The organism is Baekduia sp. Peel2402 (genome assembly GCF_052567285.1).
In genome coordinates, this window is record NZ_CP199582.1 from 5,226,647 (window position 1) to 5,243,195 (window position 16,549).

Consider the following 16,549-nt stretch of genomic DNA (forward strand, 5'->3'; position numbering starts at 1 on the left):
CTGAGCGGTAGGAAGGTTGCGTGGTTCGTCGATGACTTCCGCCTGCCCCCGGCGTCCTGGGTGGGTGAGCACGGATCTCGACGCAGACGCGCTGGCCCGCCGGGTCATCGATGGCAATCACTACATGACGCTTGCGACGCGGGAGCCAGATGGTGGTCCGCGGGTCTCGCCGGTGTTCTACTCGGAGGCGCGGTACCGCGACTTCTACTGGGTGTCGTCGCCCGAGGCGCGGCATTCGCGCAACGTGGAGACGGCGCCGGTGGTGGCGATCGTGATCTTCGACTCGACGGTGCGGGCGGGAGAGGGCGAGGCGGTGTACTTGGACGCGATCGCCGAGCGGGTGCCCGAGGAGCAGCTGGAGCGTGTGGTGGAGGAGGCCTTCGATCCGCGTGCGGGCGCCGGGGCGATGACGCCCGATGACCTGCGCGGCGACGCTCCGCTGCGGCTCTACGTCGCGCGCGTGACGGGATGTGAGGTCCATGTGCCCGGACGCCATCCCTCCAACCCGAGCGGCATCGACATGCGACGGGTCGCGCGTCCCTGACGACCGTCCGCGGACGCGATCGTCAGCTCGGGGCGAGCCCGGCCAGCGCCGCGTCGAGGATCGGTCCCACGTAGTCGGCGTCGCCGTGGATGCGGGCGATCGCGATGACCATGTCGAGGATCTGCTCGAGGGTGAGGTCGGCGCGGATCGTGCCGGCCTCTTGCGCGGCGGTGAGGAGCGGTGCGCCGGCAGCCATGACGCGGGCGCGGCCGCCGTCGAAGACCGGGTCGGTGCCGTCGACGTGGGTGAGGAGCTCGGCGGCGATCTGGCGCTTGCCGGTCGAGAAGGCAATGAAGCGGCGTAGCCAGGGGACGAAGCCATCGACCTCGCCGGCGGCGGCGCAGATCGCGTCGACCTCCTCGGTGTAGAGCGCCTCGAGCAGCTCGCGGCGGCCCGGGAAGTTGCGGTAGAGCGTGGCCATCCCGACGTCGGCGCGGCGGGCGACCTCGGCCATCGAGACGGTTGCGTTCGGGTCGGCGAACGCCTCGCGGGCGGCGGCGAGGATCTTGGTGCGGTTGCGTTCGGCGTCGGCGCGTCGGGGCATGGCGGTCTAAGCGGAGAGGCTATCCGCTACAGTGATACGGACAAGCTCTCCGCTTCATCTCTGGACTCTACCCAAGGAGACCTCCATGGACTACCGACCCCTGGGACGCACCGGCGTCCAGGTCAGCTCGCTGTGCCTCGGCGCGATGATGTTCGGACCGTTCGGCAACCCCGACCACGATGACTCGGTCGCGATCATCCACCGCGCGCTCGACGCCGGGATCAACTTCATCGACACGGCCGACTTCTACTCCGCCGGCGAATCCGAGCAGATCGTCGGCAAGGCGCTGGCCGGCGGGCGCCGCGACCGCGTCGTGCTCGCCACCAAGGCCGGCCTGCCGTTCGGCGAGGACCCCAACCAGCGCGGGGCGTCGCGGCGCTGGATCACCGAGGCGGTCGAAGGCTCGCTGCGGCGGCTTCAGACCGACCACATCGACGTGTTCCAAGTCCACCGACTCGATCCGGACACCGACGTCGACGAGACCCTCGGCGTGCTGTCGGACCTCGTTCACGCCGGGAAGATCCGGATGTTCGGAGCGTCGACCGTCTCCGGCTCGGAGATCGTTGAGGCGCAGTGGACGGCCGAGCGCCGCGGCCGCGAGCGGATGCGCACCGAGCAGCCGATCTACAACATGCTCACGCGCGCGGTCGAGTACGACGTCCTGCCGACCACCGCGCGGCACGGCCTGGGCGTGATGGCCTACAGCCCGCTGGCGGGCGGGTGGCTGTCAGGGAAGTACCGGCACGGGCAGGCGATCGACGGACCCGGATCGGCGGCGCGGACCCAGCGCTTCGCCGCCGCCTACGACGTGACCGCGCCGGAGAACGCCGCCAAGCTCGACGCCGCCGACGCCCTCGGCGCGCTGGCCGACGAGGCGGGGATCACGCTGGTGCAGATGGCCATCGCCTTCGTCGTCCGGCACCCCGCGGTGACCTCGGCGATCGTCGGGCCGCGCACGCGCGAGCACCTCGATGGCTATCTGGCCGCCGACGGCGTCGTGCTCACCGACGACGTGCTGGATCGGATCGACGCGATCGTCCCGCCCGGGCACACCGTCAACGTCGCCGACAACATGTGGAACACGAGCACGACCGCGCTGACCGCCGCGGCGCGCCGGCGGCAGGGGTGAGCGCGATGGTCCGCTTCGGGATCATGACCGCACCGTCGCAGGTCGGCTACGAGGACATCTTGCGCGTCTGGCGCGAGGCCGACGAGGTCGAGGCGATCGAGCACGCGTGGCTCTTCGACCACCTGATGCCGATCTTCGGCGACCCGCTCGGGCCGGCGTTCGAAGGCTGGACGCTGCTGGCGGCGCTGGCCGCGCAGACGCGCCGGCTGCGCGTCGGCGTGCTGGTGACCAGCAACCGCTTCCGGCCTCCGGCGGTGCTCGCCAAGATCGCCGCGACGGTCGACGTGGTGTCGCGCGGCCGCCTCGACTTCGGCATCGGCGCCGGCTCGCGCCAGGGCGCGCCGATCGCGCGTCGCGAGTACGAGGCCCACGGCCTCCCGTTCCACGACTTCACCCACTCGATCGAGGCGCTCGACGAGGCCTGCACGCTGATCAAGCGGCTGTGGACGGAGACCGAACCGTTCGACTTCGATGGCAACCACACCACCTTGAAGGGCGCCTTCGGCAACCCCAAGCCCGTCCAGCGTCCGCACCCGCCGATCATGATCGGCGGCCGCACGGGCCCGCTGCTGCGCGTCGTCGCCAAGCACGCCGACCTCTGGAACATCCCCGGCGGCGGCGCCGACATCGCCGACCTCCGCGAGCGCTCCGAGCTCCTGGACCGCTGCTGCGCCGACATCGGCCGCGACCCAACCACCATCACACGGTCGATCCACCTGCCGGTCGACTACGACGACCCGGCCACCACCCGCAGCGCGATCGCCGCCGCGACCGGCGCCGGCTTTGACCACGTCGTCCTCGGCCTCTCTGCGCCCTACCCGCCCGGCGTGGCGCGCTGGGTGGCGACGGAGCTGATCGGCGGCTGAGCGGCCCTAGAGGATGCAGACGTCGTCGAACGAGCGCGAGTTGTTGGTCTCGTCGCTCTCGTCGACTTCGCCGAGCGCATCGGCGGTCGCCGTCTCGGTGGCGTTTTTACACATGGTGCGGATGGTTCGGGTCGCCGAGGCGCCGGCGGCCAGGCCGCTCGGGAAGGTCCACGTGCCCTCGCCCGGGACGCCGACGCTGAAGGGGCCTGCGGCGGCCGCGCCCTGGTTGGTCACGGTGAAGGCGTACCGATCGGTCGAGTTGAAGAAGCCGATCGCGCTGATCACGAGGTCGGGCTTGGGGCCGGGCGGCGGCGGCGTCGTGGGCGTGGTGACCACCGGCGGCGGGGTCACCACCACCGGTGGGAGCGGCTGGACCGGCGGGACGACGATCGGGGGCAGGGCGGGCGTCGGGGTCAGCGTGTCGATCGTGTAGGTCACCGACGCCTTGTCGCCGTCGCCGATGCGCCCGCTGAGCTCGCTGCCGCCCGTGGCCGTCCCGCGCACGGCCGAGCCCGGGACGTAGGCGCGGACGAGGCGCTTGCGGTTGTCATAGAGGTTGAGATCGCCGTGGTCGTCGCCGCCGTAGACGTTGGAGTCCTCGTCCCACAGGTCGAGCGTCACCGGCAGCGCGGCGCCGCTCGGCGCGCTGGCGGTGAAGTCCGGCGCGCGCCAGGTGCGGTGATCGTCTTCGAGCCAGCGCTCGATCCCGTCGCGGCTGTACAGGGTCCGGCCGTTGACCACCAACTTGACGCCGCGCAGCCGCCAGCCGCCGGCGGCGCCGTCCGGCGACTTCTCGATCTGCACCCGTGAGATGTCGCCGACCTTCAGGCCGTTGAGCACCGCGGTGTCGATCGGGACGCTGTAGGTGTCGCGGTCGCCGCGCTCGAAGTCGTCGTAGAGCGACTTGTCCAATGGGAAGCGCAGCGTCGGGCTGATCCTCAGGTAGACGTCGTCGTCGGTGCCCGCAAACGTCTTGGAGCTTGTGCGGATCTCAACGGTCATCGTTCGCACCGGCTCGGCATAGCGGCTACCGACCGGGATCGACTTGATGAACTCGAACGGGGCGTAGGGGAGCCCGAAGCCAAAGCTGTCGCGGCCGTTGATCTCGCCCGACTGGAAGCCCTGGCCGGCGATCGTCGCCTTGGAGTACATGTCGGCGCGGTCGGCCAGCGTCGGGTCGCCAAGCGAGCGCAGGCCGACGCCCTTCATCGACGTGACCTTCATCTGGACGAAGCGGGTGGAGGTCTGCAGGTCCCGCGTTGAGGTCACCGGCAGCAGGTCGCCGTTGGGCGTCGGCTGGCCGAAGAGTGGGAGCAGCGACTGGAACGTCCCGCGGAAGCGCGTGCGGCCGCGGTCCTCGAAGTAGTCGTTGACCGCGCTGCGCGCCCCGATCAGGTCGCCGCCCAGGCCGTTGCGCGACCCGCACACGTTCAGCGAGAACGACGGGTCGCACGGCTCGCCCTGACCCTGCCAGTGGCCGGTCGCCATCCCGATGCGCAGCGCGCCGTTGAGGTCGTGGTCCAGCTCGCCGCCGCGGCGATCGGAGTAGCGCAGCACGCGCTGCCACAGCGCCTCGTCGCCGAGCGCCGTGTGGATCGCTCGGACCCACTGACGCGTAGCGAAATAGGCCGAGATGTAGGCGTTGGCGTAGCCGGGGCGACCGGGCCAGTCCTTGTTGACGCCCTTCGTCAGCGCCTTGTTGCCGTCCGTGTTCCAGGCGCCGTGCGGCCGCTCCTTGTGGCCGGTCGACTCGCCGATGTACACGTTGAGCTTGTCGCGGGCCTCCTTGGGGACGTCGAACCACGTCGGCGTCAGCCCGTAGCGCAGCTTGGACCAGTCGGTCCCGTCGACCCCGGGCACGCCTTGGGGCTCGATCCAGTTCGAGTGCGAGTAGAAGTCCTGTAGCGAGTGCAGGCCCGTCCCGATCACGGAGAGCACCTGGACCTCCTTGGTCGGCCCGTTGACCGACTTGATGCTGTTGAGCACCTGGGTCGTCGCGCGCTGGAGCCGGTCCCACTCGAGCTGCGCCTTGCCGACGTTGGACACGTCCCAGACCGACGCGTCGAAGTGCATGCGGTTGGCGCCGTCGAGGACCGCCTGCGGCCAGCTCTCGTCGTTCTCGAAGAACGCGCCGAGGACCGAGACCGCGGTGTCGGCGTGCCCCGACTGCGGGATCTTGGACGAGTTGGAGTACAGGTCGACGAACCAGTTGTTGACCACCACCACGTCCTGAGCGGTCGTCCCGAAGCCCTCGGAGATCAGCGCGTCGCGCGTGATGTCGGAGTGCGGTCCGGTGTCGAAGGCCGGGGCGGCGGCGGGCGCGGCCAGCAGCGCGGCGGCCGTGAGGGCGAGAAGGGCGATGCGCTGGCGGCGGACGCTCATCGCGCGACGGTATCCCGGCGCGTGTGTGGCGCCAGGGGCACATTCGACCCCCGTTTCTCACGCGTGGAGCATCAGGGACGCTCAACGTTGTCCATCCGTACAAAGACCCCGGACCCCGCGATGGGCAGTCTGGCTCGCCGCGATGATCCTGGCCGACACCTCCACGGACACCCTCGGATTCGCGGGGAAGCTCGGCGCCGACATCGGCCTGAACTCCGCGTGGGTGATGGTCGCCGCCGTGCTGGTGATGTTCATGCAGGCCGGCTTCGCGATGCTCGAGATCGGGTTCGTGCGCGGCAAAAACGCCGGCTCGGTCGTGGCCAAGGTCCTGGTCAACTTCGCGCTCGCCGCGCTGGGCTTCTGGGCGGTCGGCTTCGCGCTGGCGTTCGGCGGGACCGGGGACCTGATCGGCACGCACGGCTGGCTGGTCCTGGACGCGGCGAGCTTCCCGCTCGCGTTCCCCACCAACCAGCACGGGGTGACGGCGGAGACGCTGTGGTTCTTCGAGTTCGTGTTCTGCGCCGTCGCGCTGGCGATCGTCTGGGGCACGACGCTGGAGCGCATCAAGTTCGGCGTGTACATCATCTACGCGCTGGTCTTCTCGGCCTTCATCTACCCGGTCGTCGCGCACTGGATCTTCGGCGGCGGCTGGCTGGCCAGCACGGTGCACGTGCAGGACTTCGCGGGCTCGATCGTCGTGGACGTCTGCGGCGCCGCCGCCGGCCTAGCGATCCTGCTCCAGCTCGGGCCGCGGCGCGGCAAGTACGCAGGTGACGGCTCGCCCCGCGCGATCCCAGGGCACTCGATGCCGCTGTTCGGGCTCGGCGTCCTGATCCTGTGGTTCGGGTGGTTCGGCTTCAACCCGGGCTCGGAGCTCGGCGCGCTCGACGGCCGCTTCCCGACGATCGCGATGATCACGCAGCTGGCCGGCAGCTCCGGCGTCGCGATGGCGATGGTCGTCATGTACGCCAAGACCAAGACCTTCGACATCGGGATGGCGGGCAACGGCGCGATCGCGGGCCTCGTCGCGGTCACCGGGCCGGCCGGCTACATCGAGCCGTGGGCGGCGCCGATCATCGGCGGGGTCGCGGGCATCATCGTGGTCTACGGCGTGCTGGCGATCGACCGCCATCTCGACGACCCGGTCGGCGCGCTGGCCGCGCACGGCCTGGCGGGCGCCTGGGGCGCGCTGGCGTGCGGGTTGTTCGCCGCGCCGCGCCTGGCCGAGCACAACCTGCCGGGCAGCCACGGCGGGTTGTTCCTCACCGGCTCGTTCACGCAGCTGGGCTCCCAGATCGTGGGCGTGGCGGTCGTCGTCGCGTTCACGTTCACGGTGTCCTACGCGTTGTTCTACGTGATCGCCAAGACCTACGGGTTGCGTGTCAGTCCGCAGGAGGAGAACGCCGGCCTGGACATCTCCGAGCACGGGATGTACGGCTACCCGGAGCAGTTCATCCCGGCGCCCGAGCTGGTCGGCTACGGTGCGTCGACCCCCGGGCAGCGCTTCGGGACCGGGCCGATGTCCGACCCTGAAGTCACGGTCAACTGAGCGCGGCCCGCGGCCCGTAGGATGCCGCCGTGCTCACCCGGACGGTCGTCTGCTGCTTCACGACGTTGATCGCGTTCGCCGCCTTCGCGGTGCCGTCGGGCGCGCTGCCCGGCGATCCGCCGGTCGCGCCGCTGGCGCCCGAGGACGGGCAGTCGCTGCCAGTCGACCCGGACGGCATCCTGGTGCGCTTCGCGTGCCCGGCCTACAGCTCGGCGCCCGCGACGCCGCCGTTCACCACGCCGAGCGCGGGGTTGATCAGCGACTACGGGGCGGCGATGTCGAGCGCGCCGGACCTCGGTCCCGACGGCCGCCTGGCGCGCACGGACGGGGTCGGCGGCGTCGCCGAGGTCACGCCCGGGACGTGTGAGGCGCGGCTGGGCAGCGGCGGCTTCCCCAAGCCCCAGCTCACGCCCGGCACCTGGTACTGGCAGGCGTGGCGCGCGTGCTCGGGCTGCGACAGCGGCTGGGAGACGTCGCCCGTGCGCCGGTTCGTGCTCGCGGCCGACGCGTCGTTGCGGATCGTCGCCCCCGCGCGCGCGTACGTGGGTTATCCGTTCGTGGTCGCGGTGACGGCGTCCGGCGCGTCGCAGCTGGGCGGCGTGATCCTGGAGCGGCGCGTGGGCTCCGGCTGGGTGCGCGTCGCGGCGGTCGACGATGGCGCGGACGCCGCGATCGTCGCGCTCCCGCGCGGGGCCCAGCAGCTGCGTGCGCGGGCTGCTTCCGGCAGCCAGGACGTGACGAGCCCGGCCGTCCGGATCGCCGTCGGCACGGCCCGCCGCTGGACGACGACCGCGCGCGACGACGGCGCCTATCGCGACGCGCGCCGTCCGTCGGTGCGCTTCCGCGTGGCCGGCAAGGGGCGCCGCATCACCGGCTTCCACGCCGACGTCCCGACCCAGTGCTCCAGCACCACCAACTCCACCGGGATCGAGCCCGGCGTCAGCACGGTCGTCCTGCCGCCGGTGCGGATCGCGCCCGACGGGCGCTTCGCGGTCGCGGCCACCTACCGCGGCACGCGCGTGCGGTTCACGGGGCGCCTCCACGGTCGCGCGCTGAGCGGCGCTCGCGCCGCGGTCGGCACCGCGACGTGCTCGGGGAGCATCGCGGTCCAGGCGCGCCGCGCGTCGAGCTGAAGCCGCTCGGGTCGAGGGCGCGCCCGGGCAGGATCAGCGCTTCTTGGCGCTCCAGCCGCCGCCGATCTCGCACTCGCCGCGGACCAGCGCGGCCGTGCCCTCGCTCAGGCGCCCGTTGCGCAGACGACCGGTGACCTCCGCGACGCCCTTGCTGTCCGGCTGGCGCTTGGCGAAGCGGCCGTCCGGGGCCACAAGGACCCGCGTGAGCCGGATCACCCCGGGGCTGCGCAGCAGGATGGTCCCGCCGGTAGGGCCGGGGTTGGGGCAACCCAGCAGGACCGGCAGCTTCAGGTCGCGGATCTCGCGCCCGCCCTTGACGACGCGGAAGCTGCTGGCCTCCGGCGCGCCCTCGGCGCGGCCGGTCCAGGCGCCGTCGTCGCCGCGGGTGGTCTGGCGGCGCGCCGTGCGGCCGTCGCGGACCGTCACGCTGCGCGGCGCGCCGTAGGAGCGCTGGCCGCCGAGCTCGAACGCGACGCGCACGCTCTGCTTCCCGCGCGGCAGCGGGGCGATCACGGCCGCGCGCTCGCCGCGCGCCGTCCCACGGCCGATCGCCGTCCAGCCGCTGCCGCGACGGCGCTCGAGCACGACGTCCGTCCCGTCCGGCACGCCCTTGGCGCCGACTGCGAAGCGATGGTCGTAGCCGCTGTAGACGCCCGAGGGCTGGTCGACCGTCAACGTCACGTCGTTGCGCAGCGTGAACGACCGCACGGGGCCGGCCTCGTACCGCGGCGTGCAGCCGAGGCAGCTGCTCAGCGTGCGGACGACCTGCCAGTAGTAGACGCCGGGCGTGATCTCGACGCCGGGAACGGCCTGGTCGGACTTCATGATGCCGCCGCACGTGCCCACGGGCAGCGCGTTGCTCGGCTGGGGCGTAACCAGGTCGACGCGGGCGGTGTCGAGCAGGCGCCCGTCGGTCCCCAGCTGCGAGGATGTCGCGAACTCGGCGAAGTAGTCGGCGGAGCCGCCCAGGAAGGTGAAGGTGATGCCCTCGACGGTCTGCGGCTCGGCCTGGTTGTAGACCGGGCAGGCGAAGGTCACCGGGATGCCGGCCTGATCGGTCGCCAGCGTGGCGCCGTCGGCCGGGGTGAGTGGCGCGACGGGTGGATCGGTCGGGATCGCCTCGGCCGAGGTCGCCAGGAGCAGCGCGGCGAGGACCGCCGCGAGTGGGCCAACACGGCGGGCGAAACGCATGCGCGGATCCTATGTCAGCAATGAGCGGGCACGAGCCAGGCTGGCGCGCGCGCACCCGCGGCTGGCGATCACGGCGACGACCGCTAGCGTCCTGGGCGATCCATGACCCTCGTCGACGCGCTTCCACGACCGTCCAGCCCCGACGCGCTCTATGACGCGTTCAGCGCCTGGGCGTCCGAGCAGGGCCTGAGCCTCTACCCGCACCAGGAGGAGGCGGCGATCGAGCTGTTCAGCGACAACAACGTCGTGCTCGCCACGCCGACGGGCTCGGGCAAGTCGATGGTTGCGATCGCCGCGCACTTCGCGGCGCTGGCTCAGGACCGCCGGACGTTCTACACGGCGCCGATCAAGGCCTTGGTGTCGGAGAAGTTCTTCGCGCTGTGCGCGGTCTTCGGCGCCGAGAACGTGGGGATGCTCACGGGCGACGCGTCGGTCAACGCCGACGCGCCGATCGTCTGCTGCACGGCCGAGGTGCTGGCCAACATCGCGCTGCGCGAGGGCGCCGGCGCGGACGTCGGCCAGGTCGTCATGGACGAGTTCCACTACTACGCCGACGGCCAGCGCGGCTGGGCGTGGCAGGTGCCGCTGCTGACCTTGCCCCAAGCGCAGTTCCTGTTGATGTCGGCGACGCTTGGCGACGTGCGCGACATCGCCACCGACCTGACCCGGCGCACCGGTCGTGAGACCGTGACCATCGACGACGCCGAGCGACCGGTCCCGCTGACCTACTCCTGGTCGGTCGAGCCGCTTCATGAAGTGCTTGAAGAACTGGTCTCCGTCGACCAGGCGCCGATCTACGTGGTGCACTTCACGCAGGCCTCGGCGCTGGAGCGCGCGCAGTCGTTGTTGTCGGCCAAGCTCTGCACGCGCGAGGAGCGTGACGCGATCGCCGAGGCGATCGGCGCCTTCCGCTTCACCGCGGGCTTCGGGCGCACGCTCTCCAAGCTGGTGCGCGGCGGCATCGGCGTCCACCACGCCGGGATGCTGCCGCGCTACCGGCGGCTCGTCGAGCAGCTCGCGCAGACCGGGTTGTTGAAGGTGATCTGCGGGACCGACACGCTCGGCGTCGGCATCAACGTCCCGATCCGCACCGTGCTCTTCACGGGCCTGGCCAAGTTCGACGGCGCGCGCCACCGGCTGCTCAAGGCGCGCGAGTTCCACCAGATCGCCGGTCGCGCGGGCCGGGCTGGGTTCGACACCTCCGGTTACGTCGTCGTGCAGGCGCCCGAGCACGTGATCGAGCGCACGCGCGCGCTGGCCAAGGCCGGCGACGACCCCAAGAAGCGCCGCAAGGTCCAGACCCGCAAGGCGCCCGAGGGCGAGGTCAGCTGGACGGAGGAGACGTTCGAGCGTCTGCGCGACGCGGTCCCCGAGCCGCTCGTGTCGCGGATGCGCGTCGACCACGCGATGATCCTCAACGTCGTCAACCAGCCGGCGGACCCGGTCGCGACGATGCGCGCGTTGATGGAGGACAACCACGAGGACGAGCGCGGCCGCCGACGTCTCTCCGAGCAGGCCCAGGCGCTGGGGACCGAGCTGCTCGACGCCGGCGTCGTCGAGTGGCTGGCCGAGCCCGACGAGCACGGCCGCACGCTGCGCCTGGCCGTCGACCTCCAAGAGAACTTCGCGCTCAACCAACCGCTGGCGTCCTTCGCGCTCGTCGCGTTCGAGCTGATCGATCCGGAGTCCGAGACGTTCTCGCTCGACGTGTTGTCGGTCGTCGAGGCGATCCTCGACGACCCGTTTCCGGTGCTGTCGCAGCAGGCCTTCAAGGCGCGCGGCGAGGCGGTCGCCGAGATGAAGGCCGAAGGGATCGACTACGACGAGCGGATGGAGCTCCTGGAGGAGGTCACCTACCCCAAGCCGCTGGACGAGCCGCTGCGCCAGGCACTCGACATCTTCCGCGAGACGCATCCGTGGGTGCGCGACTCCGACCTCTCGCCCAAGTCGGTCGTGCGCGACATGTACGAGTGGGGGCGGTCGTTCACCGAGTTCGTCGCCCACTACGGCCTAGCGCGCTCCGAAGGCCTCGTCCTGCGCTACCTCAGCAACGCCTACCGGGCGCTGCGCCAGACGGTCCCCGAGCCGCTGCGGACCGCCGAGCTCGACGACATCATCGACTGGCTCGGCGAGACGGTCCGCCAGACCGACTCGAGCCTGCTGGACGAGTGGGAGGCGCTGACCGATCCGGAGTCGGTCGCCCGCGCGGCGGAGGCCGTCGCGGCCGGCGAAGGCGCGCCGCCGCCCAGGCCGATCACCGCCAACGAGCGCGCGTTCACCGTCATGGTCCGCAACGCGATGTTCCAGAAGGTGGCGCTGGCCGCGCGCGACCGCTTCGACGCGCTGGCCGAGCTGGAGGCCGCGGCGGCGGCGCTCACCGACCCACCCATACGCGTGGCCATGAACGGCGCCGCCTGGGAAGACGCCCTTGGCGCCTACTGGGACGAGCACGAGTCGATGGGCTCCGGCCCCAACGCCCGCTCGCCGCGCCTGCTGATCCTCGACCGCACGAACGCCGCCGGCGACGACGAGGGCCGGCGGACGTGGACCGCGCGCCAGATCATTGACGACCCCGAGTCCCACCACGACTTCGCGATCGTCGCGACGGTCGACCTCGACGCCTCAGACGCGGCGGGCGAGCCGGTCATCCACACCGTGTCGTTCTCGTCGGCGGCCTTCCCGGGCTAGCCCAGGACGCGGACGGTCATCCGCATGCCGGGAGCGTGCAGCGAGCAGACGATCCGGTAGGTCCCGGCGCGAGCGAAGCGGTGTGCGAACGTGCCGTGGTTGCGGATCGGGCTGGAGAAGCGCTCCGGGCCCGAGCGGACCAGGACGCTGTGGGACTGGCGTGAGGTCCAGCGCCACGTGACGGTCGTCCCCGTGTGGATGCGCACGACCGGGCGCTGGCGCTCGCGGACGAACGCGTTGTCGATGATCTTGACGGTCGGTCCGCCGTGGCTGGCGGCGCCGAGGGCGGCGGTCGGGATCAGCGCGGCGGCGGCCGTCAAGGCGACGACGGCGGCGGTGCGGGTGCGGGCGCGGGTGGTCACTTCGCCGCCTTCCCGTAGGCCACGGCCACGTCGCTGACCACGCGCGTCGTCTGCGTGGCGAGATCGCGTACGACGATCGCGCGCGTGTCGTCGCGCTTGGCGGGATCGAGGTTGGTGGCCGTCGAGGCGAACGCGACGCGGCGGCCGTCGCCGGAGATCGAGGGCGTGTCGGACCAGCCGTCGCCGAGCGCGCCGCGCGCGCCGGTGGCGCGGCTGACGGTCGTCACGGCGTCCGTCGTCGCGTGCCAGATCCGGACCTGGGCCCGGCCGCCGGCGACGACCGTGAACGCCACCGCGGTCCCGCCGTCGGCGACCACGGGATCGAGCGGGCGTCCGGCGTTCACCGGGATCTTGGTGGTCTTGCCCGCGCCGTCGAGCGCGCGCAGTGCCAGCGTGGTGCGCCCGCCCGTGGTCAAGGTGTAGGCCACGAAGCGCCCGTCCGGCGAGATCGCCGGGTTGGCGGCGAACGCGTCCGCCCGCGCGCCGGCGACGACGGTCGTCGCTCCGGCGCGGTCGCGGACGACCACTTCCGACCGCGCGGCGCGCAGGTCGCCGAGACGGCCGCGGGCCAACGTGTAGACCGTGCGCGTGCCGTCGGCCGAGATCCCCGGCTCGTAGGGGTCGCCGTAGCGTCCGCCGCCGACGCGCGTCCCCGCGACCTCGACGCGCTCGCGCCCGCTGGCCACGTCCCGGCCCATGATCACCGTGCGGCCGTCGCGGACCGCCTCGTAGATCATGCGCGTGCCGCCCGCGGCCATGACCGGGTTGTAGGCCGACAACGACTCCGGGACGCCGGCGGAGGGATCGTCGACCGCGGTGGTCGCGTGGGCGCTGAGGTCGCACAGCAGCGCGCCGATCCGGCCGTAGCGCTTGGCGAAGTTCTGGTTGCCGGCCGAGGACTCGTAGGTCACCAGGCGGCCGTCGGCGGAGATCGCCGGGTTGTAGGCCGAGACCGGATCCGGGCCGGTCTTGCCGCCCGGTGCGACGGGGCTGATGAGGTCGGTGAGGCCCGCGTCGAGGTTGGTGCGCAGGACCGCGATCTCGCCGAGCTTGACCGCCAGCGGCAGCTTCTGGCGGTAGCCCTCGTAGGCGACGAAGCGCCCGTCGCGCGAGATCGCCGGGTTGGACGCGTAGTCGCGCGGCTTCTGCACGAGGGCGCCCTTGTGCGTGAGCGGCGGCCCGTTGTAGCGCGCCTGATCCAGCCAGCGCGGCAGCTGGGTGAGCTGGCGGCGCAAGAGGATCTGGGCCTGGCGCGCGGTGATGTCGCCCTCGCTGATGCCGAACGCGATCCGCTCGCGCAGCACGGCGATCGCGTCGCCTTCGATCCGCCCGGGCGAGCGCCCGTGCATCCGGCCGATGGCCAGCGGGCTCAGCTCCTGGCGGCGCAGCGTGCGGAACGCGGCGTCGGTGACGCCGAAGATGTCCGGCGCGGCGCTCGGGATCGCGAACTGATGCAGGGAGTGGAAGAACAGATGCTGGGCGAGGTGGCCCTGCGTGATCGTCATCCGGGCGCGGCGCTCGAGCTCGGCGCGCGAGGTGCCCGTGACCTTGCGGCCCGCCACGAGCTTGGCGGCCAGCACGCGCGCGCTCGGGTAGCCGTGGCGCGCGGCGAGCTGCGCGAGCGTTCGGTGGTCGTCGCGCAGCTGCTCCCACAGTCCGTCGCGCGTGATGTGCAGGACGCGGTAGAGCCGGCCCTCGTCGTACGGGAGCCAGTGGTTGTAGACCCACGGCTCGGGCGGCAGCCAGTGCGCGGGCGCGTCCGGTGGGGCGAGGTCGTCGGGCGAGTGCGGCGCCGCGGCGCGCGCCGACGCCGCGGTGGCGAGCACCGCCAGGGTGCAGAGGGGTCCGCCGAGCCATCGTCTCCAGGACACGGCCCGACCTTACCGGGCGCTGCTAGCCCGGCGAGTGCTCGAACGGCAGATCCTGGAGCAGGACCCGCTCGGGCTCGATCAGCATCACGATCGCCGAGCGGACCGGGAAGTCCTGGCCCACGTAGCGGTTGCTCATCCGGTCCATGATCGCGATCGCCTCGTCGCCGTCGAGCTCCTCGACGACGCGGCCGCGGATGACGACCGACCGGTACGGGTTGGCCTCGTCGGCGACGGAGATCGCGACCCGCGGGTCGCGGCGCAGGTTGCGGATCTTCAGGTGCGCCTGGGTCGAGAAGATCGCGAGCCGATCCCCTTCAACAGCGATCCACACCGGTGAGGTGTGTGGCGCGCCGTCCTTCATCAGCGTCGCGACGTGCGCCATGTTGCGCGCCGTCAGGATCTCGATCACCTCGGGCGTGAGCGTCTCGGCCATGGACGAGATCCTACGAGGCGGCGTGAGGACGGCTCCGAGTGACGTCTAGTGGTGTGGGTTGAGGGTGATGGAGATGGACGGGAGCTGGACGCTGACCTGGGGCACGGTCACCGATGGGACCGTCACGACGGGGGTCGACACCGCGGGGGTGGTGATGGCGGGGACCGTGACGGCGGGCGCGGAGGCGGCGGGCGTGGTGGTCGCGGGCGGCGGCGTGGGTGCCGGCGTGGGTGCCGGCGTCGTCGTGGCGGGCGGCGGCGAGGTGGTCGGCGTCGTCGTGGCGGGTGACGACGGGGTGCTGGTGGTCGTGGTTGGCGCGCTCGTCGTCGTGCTGCTCGAACCCTGCGTGCTGGTCGACGTCGGCTTGGAGGTCGAGGTCGAGGTGGATGTAGATGTAGATGTCGTCGGGCGCGAGGCCGGCGGGGCGGGATCGCCGGCGTCGGTGTTGGTCTTGGTCTGCGCCGCCGCCGGGGTCGCGTCGGGCTGCGTGGCGGTGCCCGTTGCGGTCGACGGGTCCTGGGTGCCCTCGGCCTGCGTGGTGCCGCTGCCGTCGTCGGTCCCGGTCTGGGTCCCGGACCCCGTGCGCCGGCGCTTGGCGGTGCTGGGGGCTTGCCGCGCGGGCGTCGTCGTGGACGTGGCCGCGGGCCGGGAGGTCAGCAGCGGCGGCGTTCGGTAGGACGTCGACCGCGCGGCCTGCGTCTTGGGCGCCGCCGGCGCGGCGGCCAGGAGCGCCTTCGTCGACGCGGGCTCGGAGACCTCCGCCGCGCCGCCGTGCCCGAGCGCGATCGTCGCACCCGCCGCGGCGGCGGCCGCGGCGCCCGGTGCGAGCCCGGCGCCGGCGCTGGCCAGCAGGCTCACCGCACGCTCGCCGGCGGCGCTGAGGATCGCCGCGAAGACGGCGGGCCGGCCGGCGGAGTAGTGGCGGGTGAAGCTCGCGACCGCATCGGCGTCGAGTTGGGTGCCGCTCTCGGCGGCGAGGATCGCCAGCGCCTTCTTGTGGGTCTGCGGCTTGCGGTAGGCGCGGGCGGAGGTCAGCGCGTCGAAGGTGTCGGCGACCGCGACGATCCGCGCGCCGAGCGGGATGTCGTCGCCGCGCAGGCCGGCGGGGTAGCCCTTGCCGTCGAGGCGCTCGTGGTGGTGGCGGATGATCGCGACGATCGCGGGCTGGTCGAGGTGCATGAGCAGGGCGGCGCCGTCGACCGGATGGGCGCGGATCACAGCGAACTCCTCAGCGGTCAAGCGCCCTGGCTTGTCGATGATCTCGCGGGGCGTGTAGATCTTGCCGATGTCGTGCAGCAGCGCCGCCTGGCGGATCAGCTCGACCTGCTCCTCGGGCAGCTTCATCCCGCGCGCGATCGTCTGCGCGTGGCTCGCCACGCGGCGGCTGTGACCGTAGGTGTAGGTGTCGCGCGCCTCCAGCAGCCGGCCCATCCGGACCAGCGCGCTCAAGGGCGTGGCGTCGCGACCTGGATGGCTGTCGAGGATCTCCTGGCGCACGCGCGCCAGCCGACGCTCGGCGACGCGGCGCCGGACCCAGGTCCAGGCCATCAGGTCGGCGAAGAGCGTGTCGTGCGTGCCGGGCGTGCGCGACCACGCCGCGGCGCCAAGCCGCGCGACGGCGGTCGAGAGCGCGACGGCGAGCACGGCCGAGGTGACGAGCGCCGGCACGCCACGCGGCGGCAGGGCCCAAGCCGCAGCGAGGGCGGGCGCGACCGAGACGAGCGCGGTCGCGATCACGACGACGGGCAGTTCACGAAGGCGAAGGGGCGCGGCGGACTTCATGGGGCGAAGGATCGGTGCGCCGCGCGTCACAGCCAAGGACCATGGACAGAATGACTGCGCAAACGGCTGAGCCGA

General features: G+C 72.2%; 13 protein-coding genes. 6 read left to right on the top strand and 7 right to left on the bottom strand.

Features of this window, described 5'->3' with window-relative positions:
• The first annotated feature begins 64 nt into the window (after positions 1-64).
• Positions 65-544, top strand: a complete 480-nt coding sequence (locus ACT01A_RS25480) for a pyridoxamine 5'-phosphate oxidase family protein (RefSeq protein ID WP_445149923.1) — start codon at positions 65-67, stop codon at positions 542-544.
• A gap of 22 nt (positions 545-566) precedes the next feature.
• Here the strand turns inward: ACT01A_RS25480 and ACT01A_RS25485 are convergent, their stop codons facing one another.
• Positions 567-1,088, bottom strand: a complete 522-nt coding sequence (locus ACT01A_RS25485) for a TetR/AcrR family transcriptional regulator (RefSeq protein WP_445149924.1) — start codon at positions 1,086-1,088, stop codon at positions 567-569.
• 85 nt (positions 1,089-1,173) lie between these two features.
• On the opposite strand from ACT01A_RS25485, the gene ACT01A_RS25490 reads away from it, so the two are divergent.
• Both ACT01A_RS25490 and ACT01A_RS25495 read left to right on the top strand, forming a co-directional pair.
• On the top strand, positions 1,174-2,217 hold the full coding sequence (locus ACT01A_RS25490) for an aldo/keto reductase (RefSeq protein WP_445149925.1): 1,044 nt from the start codon (positions 1,174-1,176) through the stop codon (positions 2,215-2,217).
• Between the two features lie 5 nt (positions 2,218-2,222).
• Complete coding sequence (locus ACT01A_RS25495) at positions 2,223-3,083, top strand: LLM class flavin-dependent oxidoreductase (protein ID WP_445152866.1); 861 nt, start codon at positions 2,223-2,225, stop codon at positions 3,081-3,083.
• 6 nt (positions 3,084-3,089) lie between these two features.
• On the opposite strand, the gene ACT01A_RS25500 is transcribed toward ACT01A_RS25495, so the two are convergent.
• Positions 3,090-5,465, bottom strand: a complete 2,376-nt coding sequence (locus tag ACT01A_RS25500; protein ID WP_445149926.1) for a CARDB domain-containing protein — start codon at positions 5,463-5,465, stop codon at positions 3,090-3,092.
• 142 nt (positions 5,466-5,607) lie between these two features.
• Here ACT01A_RS25500 and ACT01A_RS25505 point away from each other — a divergent pair, with 142 nt between their 5' ends.
• Both ACT01A_RS25505 and ACT01A_RS25510 read left to right on the top strand, forming a co-directional pair.
• On the top strand, positions 5,608-7,014 hold the full coding sequence (locus ACT01A_RS25505; RefSeq protein WP_445149927.1) for an ammonium transporter: 1,407 nt from the start codon (positions 5,608-5,610) through the stop codon (positions 7,012-7,014).
• 29 nt (positions 7,015-7,043) lie between these two features.
• Positions 7,044-8,147 (top strand): hypothetical protein, encoded by a 1,104-nt coding sequence (locus tag ACT01A_RS25510; protein ID WP_445149928.1) that lies wholly within the window; start codon positions 7,044-7,046, stop codon positions 8,145-8,147.
• Positions 8,148-8,180: 33 nt separating this feature from the next.
• Here ACT01A_RS25510 and ACT01A_RS25515 read toward each other — a convergent pair whose 3' ends face one another.
• On the bottom strand, positions 8,181-9,338 hold the full coding sequence (locus tag ACT01A_RS25515; RefSeq protein ID WP_445149929.1) for a hypothetical protein: 1,158 nt from the start codon (positions 9,336-9,338) through the stop codon (positions 8,181-8,183).
• A 102-nt stretch (positions 9,339-9,440) separates the two neighbouring features.
• Here ACT01A_RS25515 and ACT01A_RS25520 point away from each other — a divergent pair, with 102 nt between their 5' ends.
• Positions 9,441-12,026 carry a DEAD/DEAH box helicase gene (locus ACT01A_RS25520; RefSeq protein WP_445149930.1) on the top strand — a complete coding sequence of 862 codons (2,586 nt, stop codon included), beginning with the start codon at positions 9,441-9,443 and terminating at the stop codon, positions 12,024-12,026.
• Here the strand turns inward: ACT01A_RS25520 and ACT01A_RS25525 are convergent.
• Genes ACT01A_RS25525 through ACT01A_RS25540 form a run of 4 tightly spaced genes read right to left on the bottom strand, consistent with a single transcriptional unit; the run spans position 12,023 to position 16,474 of the window.
• The gene (locus ACT01A_RS25525; RefSeq protein ID WP_445149931.1) at positions 12,023-12,388 is read right to left on the bottom strand and encodes a cupredoxin domain-containing protein; all 366 of its coding nucleotides are present in this window, start codon (positions 12,386-12,388) and stop codon (positions 12,023-12,025) included. The two genes, ACT01A_RS25520 and ACT01A_RS25525, sit on opposite strands and share 4 nt — an antisense overlap.
• Positions 12,385-14,259, bottom strand: coding sequence for a TolB family protein (locus ACT01A_RS25530; RefSeq protein ID WP_445149932.1), 1,875 nt, complete (start codon positions 14,257-14,259; stop codon positions 12,385-12,387). The genes ACT01A_RS25525 and ACT01A_RS25530 overlap by 4 nt, the downstream gene beginning before the upstream one ends.
• A 22-nt stretch (positions 14,260-14,281) precedes the next feature.
• The gene (locus tag ACT01A_RS25535; RefSeq protein WP_445149933.1) at positions 14,282-14,692 is read right to left on the bottom strand and encodes a PPOX class F420-dependent oxidoreductase; all 411 of its coding nucleotides are present in this window, start codon (positions 14,690-14,692) and stop codon (positions 14,282-14,284) included.
• Between the two features lie 45 nt (positions 14,693-14,737).
• Positions 14,738-16,474 (bottom strand): HD-GYP domain-containing protein, encoded by a 1,737-nt coding sequence (locus tag ACT01A_RS25540; protein ID WP_445149934.1) that lies wholly within the window; start codon positions 16,472-16,474, stop codon positions 14,738-14,740.
• Positions 16,475-16,549 lie beyond the last annotated feature (75 nt).

Bases quoted from the DNA above. Each gene is read 5' to 3' on its own strand.
- ACT01A_RS25495 (WP_445152866.1), top strand. From the start codon at position 2,223: ATGGTCCGCTTCGGGATCATGACCGCACCGTCGCAGGTCGGCTACGAG.
- ACT01A_RS25535 (WP_445149933.1), bottom strand. From the start codon at position 14,692: ATGGCCGAGACGCTCACGCCCGAGGTGATCGAGATCCTGACGGCGCGC.
- ACT01A_RS25515 (WP_445149929.1), bottom strand. From the start codon at position 9,338: ATGCGTTTCGCCCGCCGTGTTGGCCCACTCGCGGCGGTCCTCGCCGCG.
- ACT01A_RS25505 (WP_445149927.1), top strand. From the start codon at position 5,608: ATGATCCTGGCCGACACCTCCACGGACACCCTCGGATTCGCGGGGAAG.
- ACT01A_RS25520 (WP_445149930.1), top strand. From the start codon at position 9,441: ATGACCCTCGTCGACGCGCTTCCACGACCGTCCAGCCCCGACGCGCTC.
- ACT01A_RS25540 (WP_445149934.1), bottom strand. From the start codon at position 16,474: ATGAAGTCCGCCGCGCCCCTTCGCCTTCGTGAACTGCCCGTCGTCGTG.
- ACT01A_RS25485 (WP_445149924.1), bottom strand. From the start codon at position 1,088: ATGCCCCGACGCGCCGACGCCGAACGCAACCGCACCAAGATCCTCGCC.
- ACT01A_RS25500 (WP_445149926.1), bottom strand. From the start codon at position 5,465: ATGAGCGTCCGCCGCCAGCGCATCGCCCTTCTCGCCCTCACGGCCGCC.
- ACT01A_RS25490 (WP_445149925.1), top strand. From the start codon at position 1,174: ATGGACTACCGACCCCTGGGACGCACCGGCGTCCAGGTCAGCTCGCTG.